Here is a 26,980-nt window from a genome sequence, read left to right as displayed (position 1 = left end):
TTGACCTTCATATCCCCTTTATAATATTGCTGTTATTGATATAAAAAAGCGAGCGGATGGTCTTCGCTCAACGTATTTTGTTGTTTATATTAATAAGAGTATGAGAAACTGTTAGGGTCTATCTGCTATCGTGAGACAAACAGCGAGACAGACATTTGAAGTTATTGAATGATTTAGTGAATTATATTTAGCAAACGGGGATGATATGGCAATACGAAGGATTAAGGCGTTTTTTGAGTTTGAAGCAGCGGGCGGTATCGTTTTAGCCTTGGCTGCCATTGCTGCAATGATCATTGCCAACTCCCCTCTCAACGTATGGTACGAAGGTTTTATTCACGCGCCTGTCTCCATTCAAATTGGTGAGTTCGCGATTGCCAAAGATGCTCACCACTGGATCAATGACGGTCTGATGGCCGTTTTCTTTTTCTTGGTCGGGCTAGAGCTCAAGCGCGAAGTGCTGATTGGCGAGCTGTCTAACGTCAAACAAATCATCTTGCCAGCCGGTGCAGCACTCGGCGGTATGATCATGCCAGCAGTTGTTTATCTACTGTTTAACTACAATGAGCCTGAGTTTTGGAAAGGGTGGGCCATCCCTGCCGCAACGGACATTGCTTTTGCCCTCGGCATCTTAAGCTTACTCGGTAATCGTGTACCCAATTCTCTAAAAGTATTTTTGGTCTCTATTGCGATTTTTGATGATATCGGCGCCATTTTGATCATCGCTTTGTTTTATACCAGTGAGCTGTCATTAGAGTCACTAGCTGTGGCTGGCCTATGTTTGCCGTTCTTATATGTTCTTAATCGCCGTAACGTCACCAATATCACACCTTATCTCTTGATTGGTCTGATTATGTGGATTGCCGTGCTCAAGTCAGGCATACATGCGACCTTAGCCGGTGTGGTGCTAGCGCTGTTTATACCGATGTTTGACCGTACCGATCCTGAGCACTCTCCGCTTGAGGAGCTAGAGCACGATTTACATAACTCGGTGGCGTTTGGTATTTTGCCTCTATTTGCCTTTGCCAACTCGGGTATATCGCTTGAAGGAGCAGGCATGGCTGAGCTATTCCACTCAGTACCGCTAGGTATCGCGGCAGGTCTGTTCATCGGTAAGCAGTTGGGTGTGATGTTCATGTGCTGGTTAATCTTTAAGCTTGGTATCTCAACCATGCCAAAAGGCATGGACTACAAGCAAATATATGGCGCAGCGCTATTGTGCGGGGTTGGTTTTACCATGAGCTTGTTCATTGGTGGCTTAGCGTTCGCTGGCGAGGCGACCATGTTTGATGAGCGCTTAGGCATCATCATGGGTTCAATTGTTTCAGGTATCGCAGGTTACATCATGCTCAAGGTGAGCTTGAAAGATAATGCCAGTGGCACATCCGTTGATTTGACCCGCTCTCATTAATATCAAAACGAGCGACTTATGAGCACGACGCTTGTAAGTCGCTTTTTATTATCTACAAAAATACTGCTGAGTTGCTTGGTAGGCAATATGGACTTAGCTTAATCAGAACAGACCATCAGCGTAAATTGATTGATATTCATTGATAATATTGGCTATAGGGAATCACTATGTACCGCTCTGTACATCATGTCATACGTCAGCTTGCCTTAGGACTGTCTATCATTAGCAGTGTCTACCTACTCTCAGGCTGTGCCACGCTCTCTAAACAAGAATGTGTGGTCGGTGACTGGCAAACCATTGGCTACAACGATGGTGTCGCAGGTTACCACTCAGACCGTCTGGCCTCTCATACCAAAGCTTGTGCCAAAGCCGGCGTAGCCCCTGATTATCAGTCATGGGAGCGTGGTCGTCAGAGTGGGCTTAAGCAGTACTGTACTGTCAATAATGCTTATAACGTTGGCAGGCGCGGCCGTCAGTTAAACACTGTCTGTCCTGTCACTAACGCCCGTGTGCTGCAACAAGCCAATCAGCAAGGTCTCGATTACTATAAGCTGGACAGTCAATTGGATGAAGACAAACGCCTGTTATACACTTATCAAGCAGAATTTGATAAGCTCGAAGGTGGTGCAATGTTAGACTTCGCTAATGAAAAAGAAGCCCGTGCAAGATTGCTCTCCCTCTCTGAGGAGATTCGTCAGACGAAGCGGCGCATCCAATCTACTCAAAAGCAATTGGATTCATCTATTCGCTCGTATCAGTAATTAGTATAAATCCCAGCCACAGTACAGATACTATCCTAGCGTTTAAGCATAAGGGTGTTTAATTAAAAAGGTACTTGATAACATGGATAAGAAAACCACCAATACAGCAAGTACCTCCACGGGCAATAACCATCCTCCATTACTGGCTTCTTATCAGCATCACGGACGCACTACGGCTATAGATGACCACAGTGATCTACAGGTTTTGAAGCGGATTAAAAGTTATCTGCTGCCAAAAGACTTTGCTATCTCACCTGCGCTGCTAGAAGAGATGGTGGCAGGCTACGATATCGGTGACCCGCTCGCAGATGCATTGGCCGCTGAAAATATCCGTTTTGCAAAGCCCTTACAGCAGAGCATTATTGCAGGCGACTCAGATAACGACCTTGCTAGCAACCCATCCTTTAGCGCACTAACCGAGCAATTTGGCAGTCATCCCGATTGGTTTGACCCCAGACTTGCTCAGATTGGTGCAGTCGCTTATCGGCGCTATCCACTCATGCTGATTTGGCTACTGCGTAATGTCGCGCTGATGGCCGGTTATAGCATCCCTGCCCTATCACTGCCACTCATTCAGACGGGTGCACTGATGCACGATGCACTACCACGGCTCATGCGTACTTATGCTTATATACTGGCGGTGTCTGAGCATCCACACTCGAATATGGGCACGCGTAGTCAGCGCAAATCTATCGATCAAGTATTGGCCATTGGCTCTGAAGGCTGGCGACAATCCATTAAAGTACGTCAGATACATACTCTAGTACGGCAGAATTTACTCAAAGGTAAAGGTAATGCAGCGACAGGCGTGATACCAAGCGCTGATCAGCATCATAATCCTGATGGCAGCTGGAATACTGACTATTGGGGCATCCCTATCAATCAAACCGATATGATTGCCACCCACTTACAGTTCTCCTTATTGATTATGCGCGGCTTACGACTTCTAGGCGCACGTATTAGCACAGAAGAAGCCGAAGGTATCTTGCATCTCTGGAATCTGGCCAGCTATTGGATGGGCGTTGATTTAAATCGTCTGCCAAAAGATGAAGCGGCATGCTGGGAGTGGCTATATACGTACCTATCCATTCAGCAGCTAGATTTTAAGATGGGACAGCCACTGGCAAAAGCCTTGCATGACTTACCACGCCAGTTAATGGGTGAAGATAATCGACGTGGACGTTTCGTCGAGATGGTCAACGCCAGTGTCACTCGCACCTTGGTCGGTGATGACATTGGTGATGGGTTGGATTTGCCAAAATCGAAGATACGATTTAGCGTGCTGTCTTCTGTGCCTATTTTATTTGCACTAGATACCGCACGGCAGCACAATAAAACTATTGCTGATAAGCTAGAAGCCTTTCGTGCTCAGCGCCAAGACAATATGAACTGGTGGCTAAAAAAGAACGATGACTATTATAAGTAGATGACTATTATAAGTAGACGACATCTATCAGCGTTTGTTTTCTACGCGGTAGTACCACTCTAGCTGTCGGTCAAACCCTGTTTCTAATAGGTTAGCAATCACACGTCCTGTTAGTCCCCACACTGTCTCACCATCGACTTGCCAGCTCGGTGTAAAGATAGTGGCTGCCTGCTCTTGCATTGTGTATTCAATTTCATACTCAACCGTTGGCTGCGTCACCAATGACTCAAAATCTGCCCAAAATATACGCGATATCTCTCCTGCCTCTGGAACTAATACCAGATCTGGGGCAATGAGTGCGACGATTGGTCGTACGCTCATGCCACTCTTAGAGGTTTGGATCGGCAGCTGCCCAAGAAGCTGAACTTTATTGGGTGGTAGTGCCGTCTCTTCACAGGCTTCACGTAACGCAGTGACGACGTTATTACCATCACCAACCTCATGTTTACCACCTGCACAAGATACTTCACTCGCATGGCTGTTCATGTGTGCCGCACGCCGCGTCAATAGAAGCTTAGGCTTTCGTTCATTGGTAATCGCGACCAGTATTGAGGCATCAGCAATCGGCGTCTGATACAGACTATCCAAGATACGCGTGCTGTACGAGGTGTCATTAGTCTCGTACATCGCAGGACTCGTCAGTGCATTTAAGGTTTCATGTTGCACTCGCTCAGCCAATTTTCTAAGCGTAGGATGGCGAATAAAAGTGGGTACAGCGACTGATAGGTTATCGAAGCTTACAGCCTCTGGAAGGAGTAACATTGTAATTGCCCTATATTTTTGTCATTATCAAGCGTTATCAAAAGTATTGTTTGCGGATCTAATTTTAGATGACAGCTTTTCCTTCATCCAATGTATGCACACTAAGCAAGATGGTTGGCCACCCTTTTCTCTTATTTGGGCTATTTTTTATGAGTATATAGTCAAGGAAGTCTAAAACTGTCAAAAGGCAGCCGACTGCAGATTATACAAGTAGTACATCTAGAGAGGCCAACACCATAGCCGTTTAGTCGCTCTCTAACCATATGGTATTGAGTGCTGCCACTGTCTCACTAGACTAGCGTAATCTCATGCCAGCTGCATGTTATTTATGTGACTGACTCACTACTTGGCCATGCTGGATAGTGTTATTTATAACAGACCACATTTAGTTTCCTAGTGCACTAGGGCATGTCCTCAATTCAATCGATAGTCATCTAAATGGGTTAAAAATGGCTAAATCTTGCCAAACGGCGTCAAATAGCTGACTAATATCTCGATATTATCTGCGCTACTTTCCTTATTTGACTGCAGTTTATCTCATTTTTATTACCATTTCTAAAATGAGGACACGCCCTAGTAAAATGATACGTTACTGTTATCCTGATTCTGTATGCCAATAATATGTGCTATCTTAAGACCACAGCTGTTTCTTAGAATAATCTCTTATAGATAGTTGAGTTCAAGTAATTGCGATACAAAGAAACTGAGTGCAAGCGATACATTAGTATGGCTTGCAAGGGTGGCGATGTAGCGGATTTATATGAATTTGATTATAGTCGGTTCAATATCATTTCGATACAAGGAAACCGAGTGCAAGTTATACATTAGTATGCTTAGCGAGGATGACGATGTAGCGGATTTATATGGATTTGACTATAGCAGCATCTCAAAGTATGGGCTTTATAGCCTACAAAAATTACCATGCATAATAACTTTTCTAATAAGGTAGTCGATATGAGCTATTGTCTCCAATGCGGTCATGAAGCAGAACGAAAAATCCCACCTACAGACAATATGCCGCGCTTGGTGTGCCCAAATTGCCACTATATCCACTACGAAAACCCGAAAGTTATCTGTGGTTCGTTAGTTGTACACGATGATAGAGTGTTACTGTGCCGACGAGCGATTGAGCCTCAATACGGTCTATGGACCATACCTGCAGGCTTTATGGAAAACGGCGAGACCATGGCTGAAGGTGCCGCACGCGAGAGCTACGAAGAAGCCGATGCTACCGTGATAAACCCTCACCTGTACTGCATTTATGACTTACCAGATATTGGGCAGATCTACTCTATTTATCTCGCCGATCTAAAAGATGGCGCCTATGGTACCGGCTCAGAAAGCCTCGAATGTGCCCTGTTTAGCGAAGAAGATATCCCATGGGATAAGCTGGCCTTTGAAGCCATTCGCCGTACTTTGAAAAGCTATTTTGCTGATCGTAAGCAGTTTGATGAATTGTCTGATTTCCCGATTCATCAGGATAAAATTGGTAAAGATTTGAGTATCAAGCGATATTAGCCAATTACTTAACCGCAAAAAGCCAAGCATAATGCTTGGCTTTTTTGTGCTCAACTTTTAATCTAGAACAAATCTAATGGTCTTAGCTCTTGATTCTACATACCTCAAAGCCAAGACCTTTTACTGCCTCTTCTTTATCGTAAGGCGCTAGTACCGCACGTACGTGATCCTGCCCTTGTAGATATTGCTTGGCAACACGCTGCAAGTCATCGATCGTCACGGCCAATATTGACGCACGCATTTTACGCTGCCAGTCGACACCGCGATGATGCAAGTTAGCAAAGCACGCTTTGATCGCCTCACCTGCAGGAGAGCCTGGCTTATCCATACCTGAGATGATACCTAGGATAGCTTCTTCTAATTGCTCATCGGTTTGTGGTTCGTTCAATATCCACTCGATACTGGCATCAAAGTGCGCAAAGGTCTCAGCACACTGGGGATCACGATAGCTAAAGAACTTAAAGGCACACGCATTGGCATCATAACCTGCGCCGCCACCATAGGCACCGCCGCGCTCACGAATAGCACTGTGCAAATAGCCGTTACGTAAGTAAGGCGCTAATACCATGAGTGCAGCGGTATCAGGATGGTCAGCAGCAGGGACAGTATAAGCACTGGCATTGTGATAGACGTTGGTCGGCACCAACCATGCTAAATCTGCAACCTCGAGCACGTCGTTTTTAACATCGTCGCCACTCTCTAACGCCTTAACTGCATCAGTCGCACCGTTTAACGCCGTATCTAATTGCAGATTGGCAAATTCACTTGGGACATTTGCTTCCGCGTTCGTTAAGTTACTAGCAGACTTTACTACTTGGCTGTCTTTCCAGCTATCAACGATTAAGCTGCTTAAGCGTTCGCTTTGCTCAGCTTCACAGATAATAACCGCATGCTTAGGCAAGCTGATTAAGCGTTGATGTAAATCCATCAAGCTCGTAGCCAATTGATCCCACTGCGCATCATCTGTACTGGCATGCGTTAAGAAGTCTTTTAGCGCATTCAATGCTGGCAGACCGCTGCGCACATATTCTAGCTGTGCTTGACGACTCATACCACGACTGGCAGTTTGCATGGCGTAAGAGTGACCAGACCCTGCAAGGTTTGACTGCCAACCTGCTTGACGCTGTTGCAAAATTTCTTTGATACGGTCATGCTCAGAGAAAATACTGTGTTCCATGACTTCTTTGAGCAAATCAATTGCTTCAGGCTTGCGGTTAAGTGCACGCGTTGCCACAACGAAATAACTGCTAATCGCTTGGCTATCATCGATATTGGTACGCTGGCTGATACGAGCAGTCACACCAGAAGAATGCGCCGCTTGCTTGGCTTGCATTTCATGGGCGCTGAGCGTGTCCGTCCCTAACTCTGACAACAGACTTAAATAGATAGGCAACAATGGATGGTTGATCACATCATTGACTGGTAGCGCATCTGCGTTCGCATTACCAATCGCATCGGTCAACGGGATGATGACTTGATAGTAATAGATGCCATTGGTGCCCGCTTCATACTCAAATAGCGTGCTGTCTTGCCCGCTCAAACGCACCTGCTTTTGCGTGCCTTCTTTAAAGCTAATATCGGTTGGGACGTCTTCTAGACCTACTTTTGGTAATAAGCTTAAATCATCTGGCGCAGCTTGGCGTGCTGCTAAATCTAAGGCTTGTTGCTTCAAAATAGCTTTATCATCAGCAGTCAAATCCATCGCGATAGTATCTAAACGAGTTTGCTCAGCTGCTGCCAAACAGGCTGTTTTTTCGCTATCAGGGGTCATCGTTACGCGTACGCGATGCTGATTGTCCAACAGATGCGTTTTAATCAAGTTCGGTAGCCACTGCGGATCGACGACTTGTTCACGTAGCCACTGTAGATGCTCATCAACTTCCCATACATCGATAGGGTTGCCATCATGAATGGCGGTACTAAAGCCCTCTAGCATGAGGTTTAGACCATAAGGAATGCTGTCGCCGCCAATGTGACGCTGATCTATCTCAATCTGATGCAGTATGGTCTCGATTGTCTCATCATCAACTGGTGAATTTGCCACGTCAGTCAGCAAGTCGATAATGCCTTGCTCGACCGCTTCGGCATGTTCAGGGTTGGAGCCGCGCAGTCCCGTATAAAAGACCATTTCATAATGACTGTCATCGAGTCCCAATAGCGGACTTGGCGCTTTACCTAGTGGATGGCTATCAAGATAAGCACGCAATGGCGAGCCTGCATGCTCGATCAATACGCCTTCTAGCAAACGCAATGCTAAGCGCTGCTTAGGATCGGTAATCGATGGCAATAACCAAGCAAGCACATGATGCGTCTGATCTGGGCCCGCTTCGTCAGCAGTATAAGTATCAACCGCGTTGACAGGCGCTGACAAACGCTGTTCTGGACGCGATACATGCTTCTTGCCTGCTTCAAACTGAATCAAGGCATCTTCATGAATTTTGACTTGCGTCTCAGCAACAGGAATATTACCGAAACTCATGATGACACTGTTTGACGGATGGTAATGGCTTTGATGGAACTCAGTCAGCTCAGTGTGCGTCAAGTCAGGGATATCGGCAGGATCACCACCTGAATTATAATGATAGGTCGTCGTTGGGAACAGATGATGAGCAACCGTATGATATAGCTGGTCAATCTCACCACTCATGGCGCCTTTCATTTCATTAAAAACAATACCCTTAAACTGCGGCTTATCATTTTCGTCAAGCTCAACACGAATGCCTTCTTGGGCAAAATCGAGCGGATGAATATTTGGGAAAAATGACGCATCTAGATACACAGCGAGCAAGTTAAAATAATCGTTTTTGTTTTGCGTCGCATACGGATAGGCAGTCCAATCGGCTGCAGTCATCGCATTCATAAACGTGTTTAATGACCGTTTAATCATCGAAAAGAACGGATCACGTACTGGAAACTTGTTCGAGCCACATAACGCCACGTGCTCTAAGACATGCGCCTCGCCTTTTGAATCCATTGGCTGGGTGCGGAAGCCGACTAAAAACGCATTTTCATCACTTGGGTGTGCCAGATGATAATGCATCGCTCCTGTTTTTACATGCTGACTGATCAGCACATCCATCGATAGCGCCTCAATATGGCGATGCTCAATCAGCTCAAATGCTGGATGCAGCGTTAAATCAGCAGTAAATGGCGTGTCCGTCATAGTTATCCTTATCGCTTATCATGCGTATAGTGCCCTGACTAGTAGGGAAAATAGAGTAATAAATTGGCTAAAAAAGAGTTGGCTTAGCGCTATTAGTGGGGCTGCGACATCGATAAGTCAAGTCAGCAACCATGTAATAATCCACCACACAGTAATCTACGCGGGTAGCCATTAAAGCCTTAAAGTTACAAATCCATAAATATCCACAATTTTATTATGGATTTATAACTTAACAAAGACGGCCTGCACTGCTATAGTTAATTCAGTTTAAAAGAATTACAAGGCAACCGAGTGCAGATGTATATGTGATACCTCAAGCGAGGTTAACGCCGTAACTCTTTTATAAAGGATTGACTATACTATAAAGTTAACTATTAATAGGAGTACCTTATGAGCTACCAACACGTTTTACTGGTCACTGACTTACTATCCGATGCGGACACAGTGGCGCTAAAAACCAAGCGTATCCTCGCAGGCTCCCCTGAAGCCAGACTGTCCGTCTTGCATATCGTTGAAGATGATATGGTACGCTTTGGTTATGAGCTCGTGCCTGCCTCTAGTCTCTCGGGGGATGTCGATAGTGAAAAGTGGCAAGAAGCACGGGCTAAGCTGGCGCAATTCCTCGCACGTAACGAGCTAGAAGCGATGAACTCTGAGGTAACCGCTGCCATCTCTAATAGCAAAGGTATCATTGACTACTGCCGTGAAAAAGACGTCGACTTACTTATCATTGGACGCCATGAGCGCCATGGCATTGCCGCGTGGTTGGTAGGAGCGACTGCCGATAGTATATTGCCAAATGCTCCTTGCGACAGCTTAGTGGTTAAGCTTGATCGGCCTGTATCAGAATAATTGGCATCGCTCTCATCCGCTGCTAAAGATGACAAGCTTTACTTAACAGCGCCCTAGAGTAGTGCTATAGTAAATACTATCTGACATGAGGAAGACGCTATGAGTTACGAACATATTTTACTGGTCACCGACTTACTCTCTGATGCAGATATAGTCGCGCAAAAGGCCAAGCGCATCGTCGAAAACCGTCCAGGCTCTAAGCTATCCGTTTTGCATATTGTCAAAGACACCATGGTTGGCTTTGGCTATGAGCTGGTACCAGCCTCTAGCCTTTATGATGAGATTGATGATGAGCGCTGCCAAGAAGCGCGCGCAAAGCTGGCGCAATTTCTTGAACGCAATCAGCTAAATGCAGCAACGTCAGAAGTCACAACTGCCATCTCCAGCAGTGAAGGTATCGTCAGCTACTGTCATAAACACGATGTCGATCTATTGGTCATCGGTCGTCATAAGCGTACTGGTATCGCTGCATGGATCAGTGGCGCAACTGCGGATAATATCCTGCCCAATGTACCTTGCGATAGCTTTGTAGTGAGACTGGACAAACCTGTTTCAGCATAAAAATATGCTTTGATTGTCTTATATTATCTAGAGCATGTCTTAAACAAAAAAGCGCAGCGTAAATTTCAACGCTGCGCTTTTTTGTGGCTAATAATTTTTAGACTTATCGTTTAACCTTGTTGAATAATATCTATAAAGATTTGCCAAATTGGGCTTTGGTGACGGGCTTTATGCCAGACCAGCCACCATGTACGCGATAGATCAATTCCCGCCACGTTCACTTGTACCAGCTCACCTGTCGTCAGTTCTGTCTCAATCACATGCTGTGATAGACAACCAAGACCAATATCTGCACTCACCATATGCTTAATGGCTTCGGACTGATGTATCGCCTTTACCACTTCTGCATTGGGTAGATACTTAAGCAATTGCTCATCGATAATCTGCCGTGTGCCTGACCCTGCCTCGCGCACTAGCAACGGCAACTGGGCTAGCTGATGAATGGTCAGCTGATAGCAGTCCTTATCTTGGCTATAGGTAGCCACATTCTTTAGCCACTTGCTATCACGCTTGGCAAATATCATCAGCGTATCAGTACGCCATTCACGCTGCTCAATGGCTTTCATATCTATCGGACGCGGCATCCCTTCTACCAGCGCGATATCGATATTGAGTTGCTCAACCTCGCTTACCACTTCTTGAGTATTGGCAATATACATATCGACATTGGCATCGGGTAGCGCCTCATATAGCTTGCCAAGTAATGATGGCAGCACGTAGTTGCCGATAGTGGTACTGGCACCGATATGAATCTGTCCTGCTTGATACTGATGATAATGCTCAAGCGTGAGCGACTGACCCAAGATAGCCTGTGCCTGTATATAAATCGGATGAGCATTGGGATGCTGATTGAGCCGACGACCGACGCGCTCAAATAACGGCATCTGTAGTCTGGACTCTAACTCTGTCAATGCGCTACTGACTGCTGATTGTGATAAATGCAACTCTTTACTGGCACGGCTGGTGCTACCCGTCTGGTAAATACTCACAAATACCGCCAATTGCTTTAGCGTAATCTTTGGCACTGTCTGCACAGATTTTTTCATGTTATTGATGATGCCTTATGTCAGTTTTCAGCCTGTCTTATTCGCTCTACCTGTCTTTTTTCGCTGCTTATGCGCAGTATGTTGACTTATATCATAAATATTAACCTAAAAAATCGATAGTTTATATCTTATTAATCTGTTTTTATTATAAATGCAGCGGGCATATACTGTCTATTCATAAGCTTATGCTTATCTTAATATAAGTAATAGGATGCCGTATCATGCACACACTCGTCCAATCAGTCAGCAACTCCGTGCATAACTATACCCCTAATCACCGTCACCTAGCGGGATTAGCGATAGTTCTGATCGGTAGTTTGTTTTGCTTATGGTTGGATAGCAGTTTAGATGTATGGTCAAACGGACGTATCGTCGGCTTATCCTCTTTAACGCTAGCGATTTTGCTGGGCATGATCTTGGGTAATACCATTTATCCCAAATTCGCTGAACGTTTAAACGGCGGTGTTTGCTTTGCAAAGGGTCAAATCTTGCGACTTGCGATTATGTTTTATGGGTTTAAGATGACCATGACGCAAGTTGCTAGCGTCGGTATGCCAGCGATTATGACTGACGCACTGGTACTGACTTCGACCTTTCTGCTAACCTATTGGTTGGGTACTAGATGGTTAAAAGTCGATAAAGAAACGGTTATATTGATTGGCTCAGGCGCAAGTATTTGCGGTGCTGCTGCCGTCATCGCCGCAGAGCCAGTCGTCAATGCCGACGCTCACAAAGTCACTATTGCAGTGGCAACTGTGGTGGTTTTTGGCACTATCGCGATGCTGCTATATCCTTTTCTCTATCATCTCGGTTGGTTACAGCCTTGGCTCAGCGCCCAGCAGTACGGCATGTATACTGGCTCAACCGTTCATGAAGTGGCGCAAGTCGTGGTCGCAGGTAATGCAATCAATACTGAGATTGGCGATACCGCTGTCGTGACCAAGATGATACGCGTCATGATGCTCGCGCCTTTCCTGCTCGTGTTATCTTTTGCGCTAACCAAAGATCGCACCGTAAATAATGCCGCTATAGAAGACGAGAGCAATAAGAGCGATGTAGCCTCATTTATGACCCGCGTCAAACAAGTCAAAGTGCCATGGTTCGCGTTTATATTCATCGGCATTGTGTTGATACATACTTGGGTGCCGATGTCTGAGAGTATCGTACGCAGTATGGTGATGCTGGATGATGTGTTACTGACGATGGCCATGTTTGCGCTAGGTCTGACCACTCATCTAAGCGCGATCAAACAAGCTGGTGTTAGACCGCTTATCTTGGGTGCTATTATGTTTGGTTGGTTGATACTGGGCGGCGGTCTGATCAATATTGGCATTAGCTTTATATAATAAACCGACTGTCCCTTTTTAGCTGCTTACATCACTACTTAATAAAAAAAACACCTCCGGCTATACAAATAGTCGGAGGTGTTTTTTTATCTGTCATTTTGACTAGTATGATTGGCTTAAGCCTTTTATATAAGGCTGTCACTAATTCTAATACCAATGTCTTAAATACTAAATCGCAGACGAAAAAAAACGAACCCGAAGGTTCGCTTTTTTACATCTATTCATCTATCTGTCTATAAAGACAAATTAGATAGCAACGATGTTATGTGCTTGTGGGCCTTTTTGGCCTTGAGTTACAGTGAACTCAACTTCTTGGCCTTCAGCCAAAGTTTTGAAACCTGAACCAGTGATTTCGCTGTAATGAGCAAAAACGTCTGCGCCAGTTTCTGGAGCGATAAAACCAAAGCCTTTAGCTTCGTTGAACCACTTAACTGTACCTTTTTGAGTATCTGACATATTGATAATCCTACTTTTAAATTTATTAATGGCCTAGTGACCGGTAACGCTTGCAAATAGCTACTGAACGATAAATATTAAAACGAAGGATTATAACTAATACTACGAGGTAATGATTTGGTGCAGAACTGCTCTTAAGCTTGGGCGTATTATAAGGGGTACATCCTAGTATCGCAAGTCTTATCTGACTTTTCGTGTAACAGAAGCCATTTATTGACCGATTTTGGCGCAAATTGCAACGATTTTAGGCATTCGGTAAACGGAACAAATACACCGCTACCCCACTACAGACAGCGGCTACCAGCCATGCCACCCACATCGTATCGGCAGGCAAACGATAAAACAACATAATTGTCGATGCGGCCATCATTATGGTTGCCAAACACTTGGCATATAGCGGAACGGCATGATTGTTTTCCCAATCACGGACGAATTTGCCGAAGTATTTATGATTGATCAGCCAAAAATGAAAGCGCCGAGAGCTACGCGCCCAGCAACCTGCTGCCAATAGGATGAAAGGCGCCGTAGGCATCACGGGTAATAATATACCGATAATTCCTAAGATAAAAAATATCCAGCCAAGCGTCAAAAACGTCCAACGCAGCATTGGGCTTTTGGATTGATTGGTCTTGGGTCTGTGATAAAACGCTTTTTTATTATGAGTCATATAAGTGATGTCGTTGGACGATACAGTGGTTGAGGTAAGTAGCATTAAACGCTGTATACAACAGCTACCTGTTTAAGTAGCTAAGCATGCAATATCATTAAAAATTGTACAAGACTATTTATATGAGGTTTTTGCTATTGATAGGTATGTTTGGTTAGTCATTGGGTAAATGTTGGCGCTTACTATCAACAGACTTGCGTCATGACTTATATGTCATCTATGATGGCGAGTATCAATCAAAAATAATGCAGTACCTATCAATCTTGTCGGGGTGCTTTGATTTAATGCTGTAAATACAGCCCACATCATCGCTGAGACACACCCGTGAACCTGAAGCAGTTAGCACTGACGTAGGAAACAAGCGTGACACGCCTTAAGAGGTCTATAAATAAGAGCAGTCTATAGAGGATGTACTGGTGATAACCATATCAAACGCCAAGCATCTGAAAGTTAGTATCGAGACCTCGCCTTTCTTATTTGGCCTTTCTTGTTTTACCTTAATAGTATCAGTCTGATTGTTTTCTATAATCAAAAAGGAGACAACAATGCAGCCGACTACCAAACTTACTCTGACCCTCGAATGGTTTTTGAACCCTGATCACCTGCCCTTTATCGCTGGTGTGAACACGGGCGCATATGAGCAGGCAGGGCTTGATATCACTATTATCGAGCCGGACGACCACTATGATGGCTTTGCCGAATTACAGAACCAGAGCATCGATCTGCATGTCAATGAGCCTATCCATTTGTTCGAACATTACGCGCCTAATCTACGTGCGCTAGGCTGCTTTTTTGAGACCGATGGCGGCATATTGATGCAGCAGTCCAGCATAGATAAGCTAAAAAACAATCAGCCTATCCGCATCTGTACCCCTGCTGCTGAAGAAAAAACCAATCGTATTGGCTTTGAGATATTGGCTCGCTATGCCAAAAAAAATGGCTTTAGTATCAGCCGTGATAATGTGAGCTTTGTGCAAAAGGACTTTTATCATATAAAAAATCTGCAAGAAGACCCAAGCCTCGATGGCGCATGGCTATGCTTTTATAACTTTGAAGGCGTTGAGGCAACTCATGAAGGGTTGGACTTTACGTTTATCGATCAGCATCTGTCACCTTATCCGAACTTTTCAGCGTTAGAGATTCTGACAACAGATGAGATCTATAGCGCGAAAAAGGATGCGATAGATACCTTTATTCAAGTGACCAACCAAATGACGGAACTGTGCAAAAACGAGCCAGCCACCGCTCACCGTATGTATTATGACTATAGTAAAACCGAAGCCGATACGCTGATGAATGCCATTATTGATAATACGCTGGGCAGATTGATCACGCCGATCACGCCTGATGCAAATAAATGGCAAGAGCTGCGTGAGATGCTAGCCGATATCGATATTGTGACCTTGACTGATGAGCAATATCAATCGCTGTGGGCGTTGTAGATATTTTAGAAAAAAATTATTTTGAATAATAAAAAACCGCCATCGTATTTGCTGTGGCGGTTTTTTATTTAGCTGCAATCGAATAGTGAGGTTAGCGCAGTAATACTTTTATAGTGAATTGACTATGCCTAGTTGCTTGGCTTCTTTTAGCCACATTGGGAACTCTTCTAGCATATTTTCATACAAGGCTTCTTCGCTGATGTCATCCAAATCATCGAGTTCAAAAAAGTCGCAATTATCAATCACGCGGCCTGTCATGTCGTCTAGTTTTTTTAGGATGCCATAACCACGTCCACCCAAGCCCACGAACTGCCAAAATATCGGCAGTTTCGCGGCTTCCGTCATGACTCTCGTGATACCGCGATTGTCATTCACCCCGCCATCACTGATAAATAGCACGTAGATAGGCACATCCAAGCCGTCTTTTTGATAAAACTCCGTCACGGCTTTCATGACTTCTGCTTCATTGTTGATGCGCGGGCCAAGTGCCCATTTGCGCCAGCCGCCATGAGCGTTGTCAATGAAACCGTCATAGTTGCTCAGCCCAATCTCGCCCAAATACTGTGGATCTCGGGCAAATGCCCAGCAGTCTAGCGCTTGGTCATCATCGAAGCTCACTGCCAATGGCAATATACGGTTGACCACCTCTTGCACGCGGCCTTTTTTATACTGTCTGTTCATTGAGCCTGAGGCGTCTAACACCAATGCTACCTTTGCGGTTAATTGCTGCAACTGGCGTTTCTCAAGCGATATCGTGGCTTTTTTGGCCAGATTGACCAGTTTTGGCGCTTTGTCTAGCATGACCTTCTCTAATGAAGGTTTTGCTTGAACTGGCGTGGCGGTCGCCTCGAGTACTTGCGGGCTGCCCTCTTCTACATCGCCACCGAAATGCTGCACGATGGCGGCAAGTCCACCATTAAAGCCTTGCGCGACGTTAGATACCCGCCACACGCCACTCTTACGATAAAGCTGCATCAGCATACTGGCTTGCTGCTGGGCAAAGTCAGCTACTTGATACTCTGCCTGCGCTTTTTGTGATTGCTGCCAAATGCCAATCTCTAACGATTGAATTTGATTCAGCGGCGTGTCGGCTGATAACACAAAAAACAAGCTGTCTATATTCGCATCCAGTTTGGATAAACTAACTTCAAACTCGGCTTGGATGCCTTTACTCGCTGTTGGCTGCGACTCGTAATGGGTGAGCTTGATTTGCCCGCACGGTGAGGTTGGCTGATTATAAAACACCATGTAATCATCATTGACCAGTTTGCCCGCTGCGTCTAACGCAAAGCAGCTGATGTCCATCTCTATCGGGCTTTGGCGAGTGAACTTAAGCGTGATCGGTACAGTATCGTCAATAGCAAGATTGCTTAAAGGCGCGCGTTGTCCGACGGTGAGATGGTTCATGGTGTTCCTCTTATTCATACAAAAGCTCTTCAGAAGCCTAAATTTTATCGTTATTTTTAATAGTCAGCTTGCTCAGCTCCTAAAGCTTTCAAACCCTGACTAATATACTCTTTGGTAGCAGAAGGCATTTTATCTTTGATAATTCTTCTCAACTCTTCATCTGATTCGTTTTTCACATGTTTTAGATAGAAAGTCCATATATCTCGGTTGGTTCTCTTTCCATATGTCTCTCTCCCTAGATACATGATAGAAACTAACTCTAATAGCTCTTTGCGATTCAACTCTTCTAGAAAGCTAAAATCTGCAGATAAATGATCTATAGCAAATTTAAACAAACTCCCTGAGCCTATAACTCCCCATTCGTTATCGTCACTCTTCTCATCAGCAGGCCATTTTTCTAATAACGATAATACCCTCGGTACATCTAATGAATTCAAATATATGTAAAATTCTGGGTCATTCTCCCAACTATTATCATTCTCTATAAACTGTGGCGGTCTAGGTGTAATTTGCAGGCTACAGTAAGGTCTAGGATAGTAGATCTTGAACTTCTCAAACCCCATTTTCGAATGTCTAGCATCATAGGCGGGTCCATATGAATTATATAAAGAGTGTCTAGAGACGAAAAGAAAACTGCCTTCGTATACCCTAGTAACACTTTTAGTATCATTAGGAATATATCTACCTTTCCAAATATCATCTTTATACAACTCAGCAGAGGTTAAGTCACCGTTTGCAAACTCTGCATAGCTCACTATTTCGTTATTTTTCTCATATAATCCTGAGTTAATAGGCTTTGCAATTGGTTGCGTTTCGAGAAAAAAATAGCTTTCTGATGGTTTATATTGATAATTGACGTAATGTAACGCTTTTGGTAGGCAATCATAATAAGAACTACCACTCATTAACAACCTAACTTCTCCGTTCTCTTTAACCTCAGCTCTAGTTAAATCTAATCCACCTACTCTAGGTAAGAAGCAATGATTAGCCGTTTCATCGTTCCGAACAATTTGATTTAAGATAGAAACAATAACATCTATATCGCTGAACTCTAAGTAATGAGCATTGTATGGGTTTATTTCCTTTTGAAGATTTATCCATTTTGAAGATATAAGAACCGCAAAGTCTTTAGTCGCTTCAATCCACTTTATTAGTTTTTCTTCAAACTCTTCAATACTTGGTCTTAGCTTAGGGTCATATTCTGTAGCTTTCTCAAGTAAGTCGTGCAAACTCCTCAGCTCTAACTTTTCACCTTCTAGAGCTATCTCCAACATACTTTTAGCTGCAATAGCATACTGCCCATCAAACCCATTTTCATTCCTATTTAGTAGCATCCATAGCGTCACACCTAAGGAATAGACATCTGCTGGCCTAAAATCAGCATCAATATCTTCAACATATCTTAATTCAGGAGCAATGGTTGCAAAATTACCAAGTTTACTTCCAACTTTAGTAATACGCCTATCTTCAGAGGATAAAGAGGTTACTAAACCAAAATCAGCTAAAACGAGGTTTCCATCTAGGTTTAATATGTTGTCAGGCTTAATATCTCTATGAGCCATACCTTCATTATGGATATACTTTACAGCAGAAACAATATTTCGATATTCATCACATATTTCCGTCGCACTTCTATCGATTAGTAGGCTAGAAGCAGAGCTACAAATAGGCATTGTGAACCAGCGAGTAGTTCCAAATGTACTATAGTCATAAATACGAACAATTGACTTATGATCAAAACTTGACTGTATAGTGACCTCTCTATCAAATCTTGTTTTTTTAGTAGAACTTGCACATTTAACAAACTTAATAGCTATTTTTTCAGATTTTGAGTCTTCTTTTGAAGCTGACCAAACTACGCCGTTACCCCCTTCTCCTATTTTCTCTTCTAAAATCCAGTCGATATCATTTATCTTCATTATATTGCCAGTTTCTACATCTTCAAAATTCATTATTGAGGCTCTTATATAATTAGATATCCATTAGTACATTTAGAATTCATCGTTTATGTTACCTATTTTTTCAATACTCCTACTGATTAGAACAAAGTATCTAAATCATCTGGAACAGCTTTATTTCTATCTTCTTTATAGTTCTCAATATCTGTATCCATCCTTTCCTTCCAAGACCTGCCTCGCTTAATATCTTCTACTTTTTTATTCCAACCAAGAACATAATATGTGTTCCAACTTTCCTCAGCAACTTGTGTTTTGACCACATTCAATAGCACCCACTCGCACTCAAGATATTCGTTAGCTTCCACACTATCGCTTGTCTCATGCAGTCTTATAAATTTGTTGTAGTATGACTCATCCATAGTAAAGCTCCTTTTTGAATTACATCTGACTAATAGTACAACTATACAGATAATTGTAGACTTATTTTTAGAAATAAAAAACCACCATAAAATGGTGGCTTATCTATTATGCTTGCTTTTTGCGCGAGGGACGAGCGCCGAGCTAAACTGTTAAAGAATACCGCCCCATGCATCGCATATTTCTATGGTTTAAAAAACTCCAATGCTGAGGCCATGCTCTTTAAGCTTTTGCTTTTTTTACAAAGCCTTCAACTGCTCCATCTGCGCCGTCATCGCAGTCAACTGCCCTTCTAGCTCAGCCAGTTTCGCTTTCTCAGCATCGACCACTTCCGCAGGCGCTTTACTGACAAAGCCTTCATTACCTAGCTTACGCGCGATACCGTCGGCTTGCTTTTGTAGCTTCTCATGCGCTTTGTCCAGACGTGCCAGCTCAGCCGTAGGATCAATCAGACCTTTCATCGGTACGAGTACCCGTAGCTGACCGACCATGCTTGATGATGACAGTGGCACTTCATCACCTTCTTTGACGATCTCTAAGCTCTCGACTTTGGCAAGCGCTTTGAACTGGTTTTTGATACGGGAGAGACGCGCTTCTTCATCATGAGAGACGTTTTGTAGGAGCACTGGCAGACGTACCGCATTGCCCAGTTTCATCTCACCACGGATGTTACGGACGCTAGCGATTAGCTCTTGTAGCCACGCCATATCCGCCTCAACTTGCTCACTGATTTGTGCGGCATCCGTTTTTGGATAGTCAGCGACCACGATGCTGTCAGTGTTTTTACGACCCAGTAGCGGTGCCACCGTCTGCCAGATTTGCTCAGTCAGATACGGCATGATTGGATGACTAAAGCGTAGCGCCGTCTCTAGTACATGCAGCAGTACATAGCGGATTTGCGCTTTACGCTCGTCAGACACTGAGTCATCATTTAGACTGGCTTTGGCAAGCTCAACATACCAATCACAGTACTCATTCCAGATGAACTCATAGATATCTTGGCTGACCATATCGAGACGATACTGAGCGAAATGCTGATGGATATCGGCAATGGTAGAGTTCAGACGACTCATGATCCATTTTTCTGGCAATTCCCATACGTCAGGGTTTGCCGCTTGGTCGATAGGCTTGGCAGCACCTTCGCTATCGACACAGTTCATGAGTACAAAACGACTGGCGTTCCAGATTTTGTTACAGAAGTTGCGATAGCCCTCGACACGCTTTAGATCAAAGTTGATATCGCGACCGGTACTGGCTAATGAGGTAAAGGTAAAGCGCAGTGCATCCGTACCAAAGGCTGGGATGCCTTCTGGGAACTCTTTACGCGTTTGCTTTTCGATTTTGGCCGCGTCTTTTGGATTCATCATATTGCTGGTGCGTTTTTCTACCAGCGCTTCTAGATCAATACCATCGATTAGGTCAATCGGATCTAAGACGTTACCTTTAGATTTTGACATTTTTTGACCATTGCCATCACGTACCAGACCATGCACATAGACAGTCTTAAACGGTACTTGCGGCGTGCCATCTTCGTTTTTCACGAAGTGCATGGTCATCATGATCATGCGAGCTACCCAAAAGAAGATAATGTCAAAACCTGTCACCAACACGCTGGTTGGGTGAAAGGTATCCATCACGCGTGGATCGGCGTTGACGTCTGCCCAGTCAAGCGTACTGAACGTCCATAGACCAGAGCTGAACCACGTATCGAGCACGTCATTATCTTGGCGCAATACGATATCATCGCTGAGATTGTATTTACTACGCACTTCCGCTTCGTCACGGGCGACATAGATTTCACCCGTCGCATCGTCATACCATGCAGGGATACGGTGTCCCCACCACAACTGACGACTGATGCACCAGTCTTGCAGATCGGTCATCCACGACATATACATGTTTTTGTACTGCGCAGGGACGAACTCGATGCTGCCGTCTTCTACCGCGTCAATCGCAGGCTTGGCCAGCTCTTTAACCGCGACATACCACTGATCGGTCAACCACGGCTCAACGATCGTACCGCCACGCTCAGCACGTGGTGCTTTTAGTGCGTAGTCTTCGATATCTTCTAGCCAGCCCTGCTCGCCTGCTTGCGCCACGAGGAACTTACGAGCGGCAAAACGCTCAAGTCCTGCGTACTCGCTTGGCGTGGTTTCTAATTCTGGCTCACGCGTTTGCAAGTCAGGATAAACTTCCATCGCTGGCAAAATATTGGCGCGCTCATCAAGAATGTTAATCAATGGCAGGCTATGACGACGACCCAATTCATAATCATTAAAGTCATGCGCTGGGGTGATTTTGACACAGCCTGTACCGAAGTCTTTTTCAACATAATCATCAGCGACGATAGGCACAACACGACCAGTGATTGGCAAGGTAATGGTTTTGCCGACCAAGTGCGCATAACGCTCATCGCTCGGATTGACGGCGACAGCGGTATCACCAAGGAGCGTTTCAGGACGCGTAGTTGCTACGACCAGATAGTTTTTACCATCTTGAGTGGTTAAGTCTTTATCGGTGAAATGATAGCGGAAATGCCACAAGCTACCTTTTTCATCGTGGTTTTCGACTTCTAAATCAGATAATGCGGTTTGGAACTTTGGATCCCAGTTCACTAGACGTTTACCACGATAAATCAAACCATCATCGAAAAGACGAACGAACACTTCTTTTACTGCGTTAGACAGACCATCATCCATGGTAAAGCGCTCACGCGACCAGTCAACCGAGCTGCCCAAACGGCGAATTTGGCTAGTGATATTGCCGCCCGACTCTTCTTTCCATTCCCACACTTTATCGATGAAGTCTTCACGAGTCATATCACGGCGCTTGATACCTTGCGCCTCCAAACGACGCTCAACGACCATTTGGGTGGCGATACCAGCATGATCTGTACCTGGCTGCCACAGCGTATTGTCACCATCCATGCGGTGATAACGCGTGAGCGCATCCATGATTGCATTGTTAAAACCATGACCCATGTGCAGCGAGCCAGTGACGTTCGGTGGTGGTAGTGCGATAGAAAATGACTCGTCTTTGTCAAAAGTCGGCTGAAAATAGCCGCTTTCTTCCCAGCCCTGATACATGCCTGCTTCGACTTCTGCAGGATTATAGGCGTTTTCAAGTTGGCTTAAGGCCGCTTGGATAGAGGCGGTTAGGTTGTGGTTACTCATAATGGCATTATCTTTTATTGATTGAATGTGATCAAAGTTAATTGAATTAAAGCGAATATAAAAATTAGGAAAATCATGAATAGAGTGATTTTAACGCAGATAGGCAGATTTTGTTAGATGGTAAGGCAATTTATAAAGCCTGAAGGCAATTTTTAATCAAATTGTTAATCAATTAACAACAGCAATTAGCTCGATGCTAAACATAATCAGCGATCGTCATGCGATAGAATATAGCTTCTGTCTCTACGTTAGACATATCCTATATAGCAAAACTATTATCTCTTAACCAGTGAGCTTACCGTGCCCCAAGATATTGATAGTCAGACTAATCATCAAAAAGACCCGCAAGCCTCATTTACAGATGATGAGCATTTGGCGGATGACAGTCATAAACAAGGCCAGCAAGAAAGCAGTTCTAATAACAACGTTGATGACGATGCTAATGACAACTCTAATGACAACGTCGGTGACAATGCTAATAACAACACCAATGAGACAAAAGCCACTGAAGACCTAAAAGATAATGATCTGCCAGAAGAAATCAGTGATGAAGACAAAGAAACCATCAAAAAAGTCGCCAATGATGACAATTTGAGTCATGCAAAAAGCTATGCCAGCATTTTAGTCGAACAAGTCATGGATGCCAAAGAAACGTTTGAGCGCTCGCTTGGCTCACTATTCACTAGTGCCTTTACCGCTGGGCTTGAGATTGGTATTAGCTTCTTTATGATTTTATCGGCGTTTGCGCTTCTAAATGAGGTAATACCAAGTCACTATGCCATGGTGCTGTCATCCCTGCTGTATCCGATCGGCTTTATTATCGTGGTCATTGGTCAGTCGCTACTATTCACAGAGCAGACTTCCCTCTTGAGCTTGCCAGTCTTAAATAAAATTGAACCGTTGCACAAATTGCTGCGTCTATGGGGCATTGTGATTGCGGGCAATATCGTTGGCGGCTGTCTATTTGCCGCGTTGATGGTGGGTTTAGGGCTACATATGCATCTGTTTACAGACCATGCCATCGATGTCTATGCCGAGCATATTTTGGGTTTTGAGTGGTGGGTGATATTTGGTAGCGCCGTACTGGCAGGTTGGATGATGGGTGTGACCGCATGGCTGGTGACCTCGGCACGCGATACACTGAGCCGCATTGTCTTAGTTACCATCATTACAGGCAGTATCGGATTTTTAGGTTTACACCACAGTATCGTAGGCAACATCGAGGTGTTTTCAGCCTTACTGTATGGCAATACTGTCAGCCTCTGGCGTTATCTGGTGTTTTTAGTCGTGGTATTAGTGGGTAATACGGTCGGCGGCGTGGTGTTTGTCGCGGTACTGAAGAACCGCACGTTCTTGTTTGAAATTGAAAAAGTAAAAGAACAAGCTGCCGAGGCAAGAGCGGAATTGGATAGGCGTCGATTCTAGGGCGTGTCTTCAATTCAATCGATGCTAATCTAAAGGGATTGAAAACAGCGCTAAACGCAAAAGCCCACAACAACCTTCATTAGACAAAGGGTATTGTGGGCTTTTTTTAGCAACGAACTACTCATATATCGAGTGTATTACATTCTACGCGCTGCCAACACGCTGCTTTCAACTTCGGTTCTTTTGGCTTTATTGTGCATAGCGGTAAATACTCTGACCATAATACCGGCGGTTAAGAACATGATGAGCGTATAAATAGCAGGGGTCATCGACATTTTATAGTTGGCCAATAGCGTCAATGCCATAAACATCGACAGTGTACTGTTTTGCAGGCCCACTTCCATGGTAATAGATCTTCTTTGAGCTGGGTTTAGGCCGAACCATTTACTGGTGTAATAACCAAGTGCCATCGTCGATACGTTCAAGATCAAAGAGACAGGGCCAGTCGCTATCAAGGCTTCGACGATAATATCTCGTTGCACATAGCTTAAGAAAAGTACCAAGAAGCTCAAAAATATCACGCCAAAACGAGACACCATAACCTGCGCCTTATCTGCAAAATTGGCGGCATAGCGCTTGATTAGCATACCAATACTAACGGGCAGAATAGTCAGAGCAATCAAGCTAACCATAGTCTTGACCACTGGCAACTGAAACTCACTACCAGCACCCATGAAGTACACGAGCGAAAAGCTGAGGACGATAGGAATGGTAAAGACAGTAATGACACTGGCAATAGCAGTCATCGTGACTGAAAGTGCGACGTCGCCTTTGGCCAAATAAGTAAATAGATTTGATGTCGTGCCACCAGGGCACAATACCAGTAACATAACCCCAACGGCATACTCAGGCTCTAGGGACATGGAGGTTGCCAAGAAAAAGCCTACCAGTGGCAAGAATATCAGCTGATTGGTTAGTCCTATGGCGACTGCTTTAGGGTATTTGATGACTCTCTTAAAATCATTGGTGACTAAGGACAGACCCATTCCCATCATAATCAAAAAGATACTAATAGGAATGACTTTTGAATTTACAAACGTGACTAACTCCACACCTTCCATAACTACATCCTTGTAGATAGCGCCCTTACATGGGCAAGTTTATAACAACTTCGTAATGCTCAATCAGCCAATCCTGCTGATATCTTGGGTAAAAGCCACCGACGTTGTCAGCCTTTTATATGATACGTCTTTCGCACAATCGTGTTTTAGAACGACAATTTTTTGATAATACTGGTTTATACGAACCAAAATAATAACGGAACGGCAAAATTTAGTATATCGCTGTAAAAGTGTATGTATTTGATTTTTTTGACTACTCGTCAGTCAACTATGAATTTTTATACTTGAAGACAATCTCAAAACAATTTAAAGAGAGGTTTGATGATTGATAGCAGAGGTAGTGTGAGGGTGGTCAATACTGATGACGGCAGTACCGTAAGCGATGGCTTCTACCATGCTGCCTAATTGATTGATATTGGTCACTTCAAGGCGTAACCCATAAATATGCGTGTAGCCTTTGGCTTTTGCATCAGCGCGCATACGTACGATGGCCTCACGGCGCGCGCGATCTAGCAGTGTCTCGTAGGTGGTTAGGTTTTTGCCAAAGATACTAAGTACACGAGCGATAATCATCTTAAAGTAGTCTTGAGCAATCACCACGCTACCAAGTACCAGCTCACCTTCACTACCAGCTGCCAACTTAGGACGGTATAAACGTTCGCTGGAGACTGTAATATCCCTCAGATCTTGCTCTGCCACACGCAGCTGCGTTAAGTGCTGGCGCTCATGGCGCGACCCAAAAAACCAACCAACGACAAATAAGAAAACAAATGGCCCATAATTGATGAGCACTTGCGTGAGTGAGTCATTCATAGCACGTTTCTCATCGTAAAAAGCATCGGTGCTTTTAGAATTATAGTTTTTAGTATTGTAGGATTAACCAAAAGGATTGAAACGCGGTAAATCATCGGGTGTGACTTGGGTTTGAGGATTTGTGTTTTGACTGGAGTGATCGTAACCACCACTCGGTGGGGCTTGATACTGCTGCTGAGATATCGGTGCGACCTTGACCGCAGTCCCATAAACAAAAAGCTCAGAGGCACCTTGGGCGATACTCGAGGTCGAAAAACGCAGACCGACAACGGCATCAGCGCCGAGCGCTTCAGCTTTGACAATCATGCGATCTATCGCTTCTTGGCGCGACTCTTCTAGCAGCTCGGTATACGCGGTCAGCTCACCACCGACGATGTTTTTTAGCCCAGCAAACAAGTCTTTGCCGACATGTTTTGAGCGTACTGTACTGCCATAAACCACATCTAAGCGCTCAGTAATTTGATAATTAGGCAGGTGTTCAAGATTAGAGAGTTGCACAGTCATGGTATGACCTTATCGGTGACTTATAGAGTAGCTGATAGAATGAGTAAAGCTGTGTGACGCCGCTCAAACAAAAGACAGTACTGGCAGCACTGTCTTTTAGAATCACGAGTGTTGAGCGTGGCCAGTCATTGGTACGAAGTTACTAATTATTGGTACGAAACAATTAGTCGTTGGTATGAAATAGCAAAAATAGCTCAGTCAAATTGCCTTCGATGCTATTGGCCATCTGTACCATTTTGTCTTCGTCAGCACGCATCTGAGCAAGCTCTGGATCTTCATCATCAATACCGCTCAAGACGATCATCGGTAGCGTCAATACAGCGACATCTTCTGCTGTATCTTCATCTTCAAACCAATCGCTTGCTTCATCGCCATACATGGCATCCACAAAGCCAATCGACCAAGCGACGATATCTGATTCGTCAGAGAAATCAACAGCGACCTCTTCGTCTCCTGCATCTTCGCTAAATGGCAGCTCAATAGGCGTCTCGTTTTTTAGCTCTGCCATGATAGAGTCGCGCCAGCGCTTGATGCCATCGATGACGTTTTCTGGAATCTCGCTCACGTGACCTTCAAACAGGGCGTCGAGCCAGTTAGGCAAGGGACGACCGATGACTGTCGCAGTCAAAAACCCATGAGCGGCGACGCTATCGAGCACAAACTGGCTCTCTTGATTGTCCAAATAGTCTAGTAATTCATCAAAACTTAGTTGATTACTCATGGTTCGGTTATCCTTGAAGTATAGAGTATGTCAATCGTCAAAAACGATCGGTTAATGCACGATAGCAGATCATCTGAGCATAAAGGCTGCTTGAATAACCAAAACCAAACAAGCTATTAGATCCAGTGTCATCGAAGCGATGAGCTTTTAACG

22 protein-coding genes and 1 riboswitch are annotated in these 26,980 nt (G+C 44.4%); of the genes, 9 read left to right on the top strand and 13 right to left on the bottom strand.

Annotated features, from left to right (window positions below; translation table 11 throughout):
• Positions 1–205 precede the first annotated feature (205 nt).
• The 3 genes from nhaA (at position 206) to IP510_RS09715 (ending at position 3,595) form a co-directional block, all read left to right on the top strand.
• Positions 206–1,408, top strand: coding sequence for a Na+/H+ antiporter NhaA (nhaA, locus tag IP510_RS09725; RefSeq protein WP_194364592.1), 1,203 nt, complete (start codon positions 206–208; stop codon positions 1,406–1,408).
• Positions 1,409–1,575: 167 nt separating this feature from the next.
• The gene (locus IP510_RS09720; RefSeq protein ID WP_194364591.1) at positions 1,576–2,169 is read left to right on the top strand and encodes a DUF2799 domain-containing protein; all 594 of its coding nucleotides are present in this window, start codon (positions 1,576–1,578) and stop codon (positions 2,167–2,169) included.
• Positions 2,170–2,251: 82 nt separating this feature from the next.
• Positions 2,252–3,595, top strand: a complete 1,344-nt coding sequence (locus IP510_RS09715) for an oxygenase MpaB family protein (protein WP_194364590.1) — start codon at positions 2,252–2,254, stop codon at positions 3,593–3,595.
• Between the two features lie 27 nt (positions 3,596–3,622).
• Here the strand turns inward: IP510_RS09715 and IP510_RS09710 are convergent, their stop codons facing one another.
• A complete protein-coding gene (locus IP510_RS09710) occupies positions 3,623–4,222 on the bottom strand; it encodes an NUDIX hydrolase (RefSeq protein ID WP_413786481.1) in 600 nt (199 codons plus the stop codon).
• Positions 4,223–5,311: 1,089 nt separating this feature from the next.
• On the opposite strand from IP510_RS09710, the gene IP510_RS09705 reads away from it, so the two are divergent.
• The gene (locus IP510_RS09705; RefSeq protein ID WP_194364588.1) at positions 5,312–5,875 is read left to right on the top strand and encodes an NUDIX hydrolase; all 564 of its coding nucleotides are present in this window, start codon (positions 5,312–5,314) and stop codon (positions 5,873–5,875) included.
• Positions 5,876–5,957: 82 nt separating this feature from the next.
• Here IP510_RS09705 and IP510_RS09700 read toward each other — a convergent pair whose 3' ends face one another.
• Positions 5,958–9,038, bottom strand: a complete 3,081-nt coding sequence (locus IP510_RS09700; RefSeq protein ID WP_194364587.1) for an insulinase family protein — start codon at positions 9,036–9,038, stop codon at positions 5,958–5,960.
• Positions 9,039–9,428: 390 nt separating this feature from the next.
• Between IP510_RS09700 and IP510_RS09695 the strand changes: the two genes are divergently transcribed.
• Positions 9,429–9,890 (top strand): universal stress protein, encoded by a 462-nt coding sequence (locus IP510_RS09695; RefSeq protein ID WP_194364586.1) that lies wholly within the window; start codon positions 9,429–9,431, stop codon positions 9,888–9,890.
• 99 nt (positions 9,891–9,989) lie between these two features.
• Positions 9,990–10,451 (top strand): universal stress protein, encoded by a 462-nt coding sequence (locus IP510_RS09690; protein WP_057761630.1) that lies wholly within the window; start codon positions 9,990–9,992, stop codon positions 10,449–10,451.
• A 110-nt stretch (positions 10,452–10,561) separates the two neighbouring features.
• On the opposite strand, the gene IP510_RS09685 is transcribed toward IP510_RS09690, so the two are convergent.
• Positions 10,562–11,497 carry a LysR substrate-binding domain-containing protein gene (locus IP510_RS09685; protein ID WP_194364585.1) on the bottom strand — a complete coding sequence of 312 codons (936 nt, stop codon included), beginning with the start codon at positions 11,495–11,497 and terminating at the stop codon, positions 10,562–10,564.
• 221 nt (positions 11,498–11,718) lie between these two features.
• Between IP510_RS09685 and IP510_RS09680 the strand changes: the two genes are divergently transcribed.
• A complete protein-coding gene (locus tag IP510_RS09680; RefSeq protein WP_194364584.1) occupies positions 11,719–12,843 on the top strand; it encodes a YeiH family protein in 1,125 nt (374 codons plus the stop codon).
• Positions 12,844–13,089: 246 nt separating this feature from the next.
• On the opposite strand, the gene IP510_RS09675 is transcribed toward IP510_RS09680, so the two are convergent.
• The gene (locus IP510_RS09675; protein ID WP_010201661.1) at positions 13,090–13,299 is read right to left on the bottom strand and encodes a cold-shock protein; all 210 of its coding nucleotides are present in this window, start codon (positions 13,297–13,299) and stop codon (positions 13,090–13,092) included.
• Positions 13,300–13,543: 244 nt separating this feature from the next.
• Positions 13,544–13,966 carry a YbaN family protein gene (locus IP510_RS09670; RefSeq protein ID WP_194364583.1) on the bottom strand — a complete coding sequence of 141 codons (423 nt, stop codon included), beginning with the start codon at positions 13,964–13,966 and terminating at the stop codon, positions 13,544–13,546.
• A gap of 257 nt (positions 13,967–14,223) precedes the next feature.
• Positions 14,224–14,340, top strand: a riboswitch (TPP riboswitch).
• 171 nt (positions 14,341–14,511) lie between these two features.
• Here IP510_RS09670 and IP510_RS09665 point away from each other — a divergent pair.
• Positions 14,512–15,408, top strand: a complete 897-nt coding sequence (locus tag IP510_RS09665; RefSeq protein ID WP_194364582.1) for an ABC transporter substrate-binding protein — start codon at positions 14,512–14,514, stop codon at positions 15,406–15,408.
• A 108-nt stretch (positions 15,409–15,516) separates the two neighbouring features.
• Here IP510_RS09665 and IP510_RS09660 read toward each other — a convergent pair whose 3' ends face one another.
• The 4 genes from IP510_RS09660 to IP510_RS09645 form a co-directional block, all read right to left on the bottom strand.
• Positions 15,517–16,815, bottom strand: coding sequence for a VWA domain-containing protein (locus IP510_RS09660; protein WP_194364581.1), 1,299 nt, complete (start codon positions 16,813–16,815; stop codon positions 15,517–15,519).
• Between the two features lie 56 nt (positions 16,816–16,871).
• Positions 16,872–18,767 carry a protein kinase domain-containing protein gene (locus IP510_RS09655; protein ID WP_194364580.1) on the bottom strand — a complete coding sequence of 632 codons (1,896 nt, stop codon included), beginning with the start codon at positions 18,765–18,767 and terminating at the stop codon, positions 16,872–16,874.
• Positions 18,768–18,853: 86 nt separating this feature from the next.
• A complete protein-coding gene (locus IP510_RS09650; RefSeq protein ID WP_058369221.1) occupies positions 18,854–19,132 on the bottom strand; it encodes a hypothetical protein in 279 nt (92 codons plus the stop codon).
• A gap of 237 nt (positions 19,133–19,369) precedes the next feature.
• Positions 19,370–22,303 carry a valine--tRNA ligase gene (locus tag IP510_RS09645; protein WP_194364579.1) on the bottom strand — a complete coding sequence of 978 codons (2,934 nt, stop codon included), beginning with the start codon at positions 22,301–22,303 and terminating at the stop codon, positions 19,370–19,372.
• Positions 22,304–22,603: 300 nt separating this feature from the next.
• On the opposite strand from IP510_RS09645, the gene IP510_RS09640 reads away from it, so the two are divergent.
• Entirely contained in the window at positions 22,604–23,728 is a 1,125-nt protein-coding gene (locus tag IP510_RS09640; protein WP_320154194.1) for a formate/nitrite transporter family protein, read from the top strand.
• A 137-nt stretch (positions 23,729–23,865) separates the two neighbouring features.
• Here the strand turns inward: IP510_RS09640 and IP510_RS09635 are convergent, their stop codons facing one another.
• From IP510_RS09635 to IP510_RS09620, 4 genes are all read right to left on the bottom strand, one after another.
• Positions 23,866–24,789 (bottom strand): bile acid:sodium symporter family protein, encoded by a 924-nt coding sequence (locus IP510_RS09635; RefSeq protein WP_194364578.1) that lies wholly within the window; start codon positions 24,787–24,789, stop codon positions 23,866–23,868.
• 306 nt (positions 24,790–25,095) lie between these two features.
• Positions 25,096–25,602, bottom strand: a complete 507-nt coding sequence (locus tag IP510_RS09630) for a YbjQ family protein (protein ID WP_194364577.1) — start codon at positions 25,600–25,602, stop codon at positions 25,096–25,098.
• Between the two features lie 63 nt (positions 25,603–25,665).
• Positions 25,666–26,106 (bottom strand): YbjQ family protein, encoded by a 441-nt coding sequence (locus IP510_RS09625; protein ID WP_194364576.1) that lies wholly within the window; start codon positions 26,104–26,106, stop codon positions 25,666–25,668.
• Between the two features lie 163 nt (positions 26,107–26,269).
• The gene (locus tag IP510_RS09620) at positions 26,270–26,827 is read right to left on the bottom strand and encodes a UPF0149 family protein (protein WP_194364575.1); all 558 of its coding nucleotides are present in this window, start codon (positions 26,825–26,827) and stop codon (positions 26,270–26,272) included.
• Positions 26,828–26,980: the final 153 nt, after the last annotated feature.

The organism is Psychrobacter sp. NG254 (assembly GCF_015277735.1).
Classification (GTDB): domain Bacteria; phylum Pseudomonadota; class Gammaproteobacteria; order Pseudomonadales; family Moraxellaceae; genus Psychrobacter.
This window is presented reverse-complemented; position numbering and strand designations above follow the sequence as displayed.

Bases quoted from the DNA above. Each gene is read 5' to 3' on its own strand.
- IP510_RS09695 (WP_194364586.1), top strand. From the start codon at position 9,429: ATGAGCTACCAACACGTTTTACTGGTCACTGACTTACTATCCGATGCG.
- IP510_RS09675 (WP_010201661.1), bottom strand. From the start codon at position 13,299: ATGTCAGATACTCAAAAAGGTACAGTTAAGTGGTTCAACGAAGCTAAA.
- IP510_RS09710 (WP_413786481.1), bottom strand. From the start codon at position 4,222: ATGTACGAGACTAATGACACCTCGTACAGCACGCGTATCTTGGATAGT.
- IP510_RS09715 (WP_194364590.1), top strand. From the start codon at position 2,252: ATGGATAAGAAAACCACCAATACAGCAAGTACCTCCACGGGCAATAAC.
- IP510_RS09650 (WP_058369221.1), bottom strand. From the start codon at position 19,132: ATGGATGAGTCATACTACAACAAATTTATAAGACTGCATGAGACAAGC.
- IP510_RS09625 (WP_194364576.1), bottom strand. From the start codon at position 26,106: ATGACTGTGCAACTCTCTAATCTTGAACACCTGCCTAATTATCAAATT.
- IP510_RS09660 (WP_194364581.1), bottom strand. From the start codon at position 16,815: ATGAACCATCTCACCGTCGGACAACGCGCGCCTTTAAGCAATCTTGCT.
- IP510_RS09645 (WP_194364579.1), bottom strand. From the start codon at position 22,303: ATGAGTAACCACAACCTAACCGCCTCTATCCAAGCGGCCTTAAGCCAA.
- IP510_RS09655 (WP_194364580.1), bottom strand. From the start codon at position 18,767: ATGAATTTTGAAGATGTAGAAACTGGCAATATAATGAAGATAAATGAT.
- IP510_RS09680 (WP_194364584.1), top strand. From the start codon at position 11,719: ATGCACACACTCGTCCAATCAGTCAGCAACTCCGTGCATAACTATACC.
- IP510_RS09635 (WP_194364578.1), bottom strand. From the start codon at position 24,789: ATGGAAGGTGTGGAGTTAGTCACGTTTGTAAATTCAAAAGTCATTCCT.
- IP510_RS09705 (WP_194364588.1), top strand. From the start codon at position 5,312: ATGAGCTATTGTCTCCAATGCGGTCATGAAGCAGAACGAAAAATCCCA.
- IP510_RS09690 (WP_057761630.1), top strand. From the start codon at position 9,990: ATGAGTTACGAACATATTTTACTGGTCACCGACTTACTCTCTGATGCA.
- IP510_RS09630 (WP_194364577.1), bottom strand. From the start codon at position 25,602: ATGAATGACTCACTCACGCAAGTGCTCATCAATTATGGGCCATTTGTT.
- nhaA (WP_194364592.1), top strand. From the start codon at position 206: ATGGCAATACGAAGGATTAAGGCGTTTTTTGAGTTTGAAGCAGCGGGC.
- IP510_RS09700 (WP_194364587.1), bottom strand. From the start codon at position 9,038: ATGACGGACACGCCATTTACTGCTGATTTAACGCTGCATCCAGCATTT.
- IP510_RS09620 (WP_194364575.1), bottom strand. From the start codon at position 26,827: ATGAGTAATCAACTAAGTTTTGATGAATTACTAGACTATTTGGACAAT.
- IP510_RS09685 (WP_194364585.1), bottom strand. From the start codon at position 11,497: ATGAAAAAATCTGTGCAGACAGTGCCAAAGATTACGCTAAAGCAATTG.
- IP510_RS09670 (WP_194364583.1), bottom strand. From the start codon at position 13,966: ATGACTCATAATAAAAAAGCGTTTTATCACAGACCCAAGACCAATCAA.
- IP510_RS09720 (WP_194364591.1), top strand. From the start codon at position 1,576: ATGTACCGCTCTGTACATCATGTCATACGTCAGCTTGCCTTAGGACTG.
- IP510_RS09665 (WP_194364582.1), top strand. From the start codon at position 14,512: ATGCAGCCGACTACCAAACTTACTCTGACCCTCGAATGGTTTTTGAAC.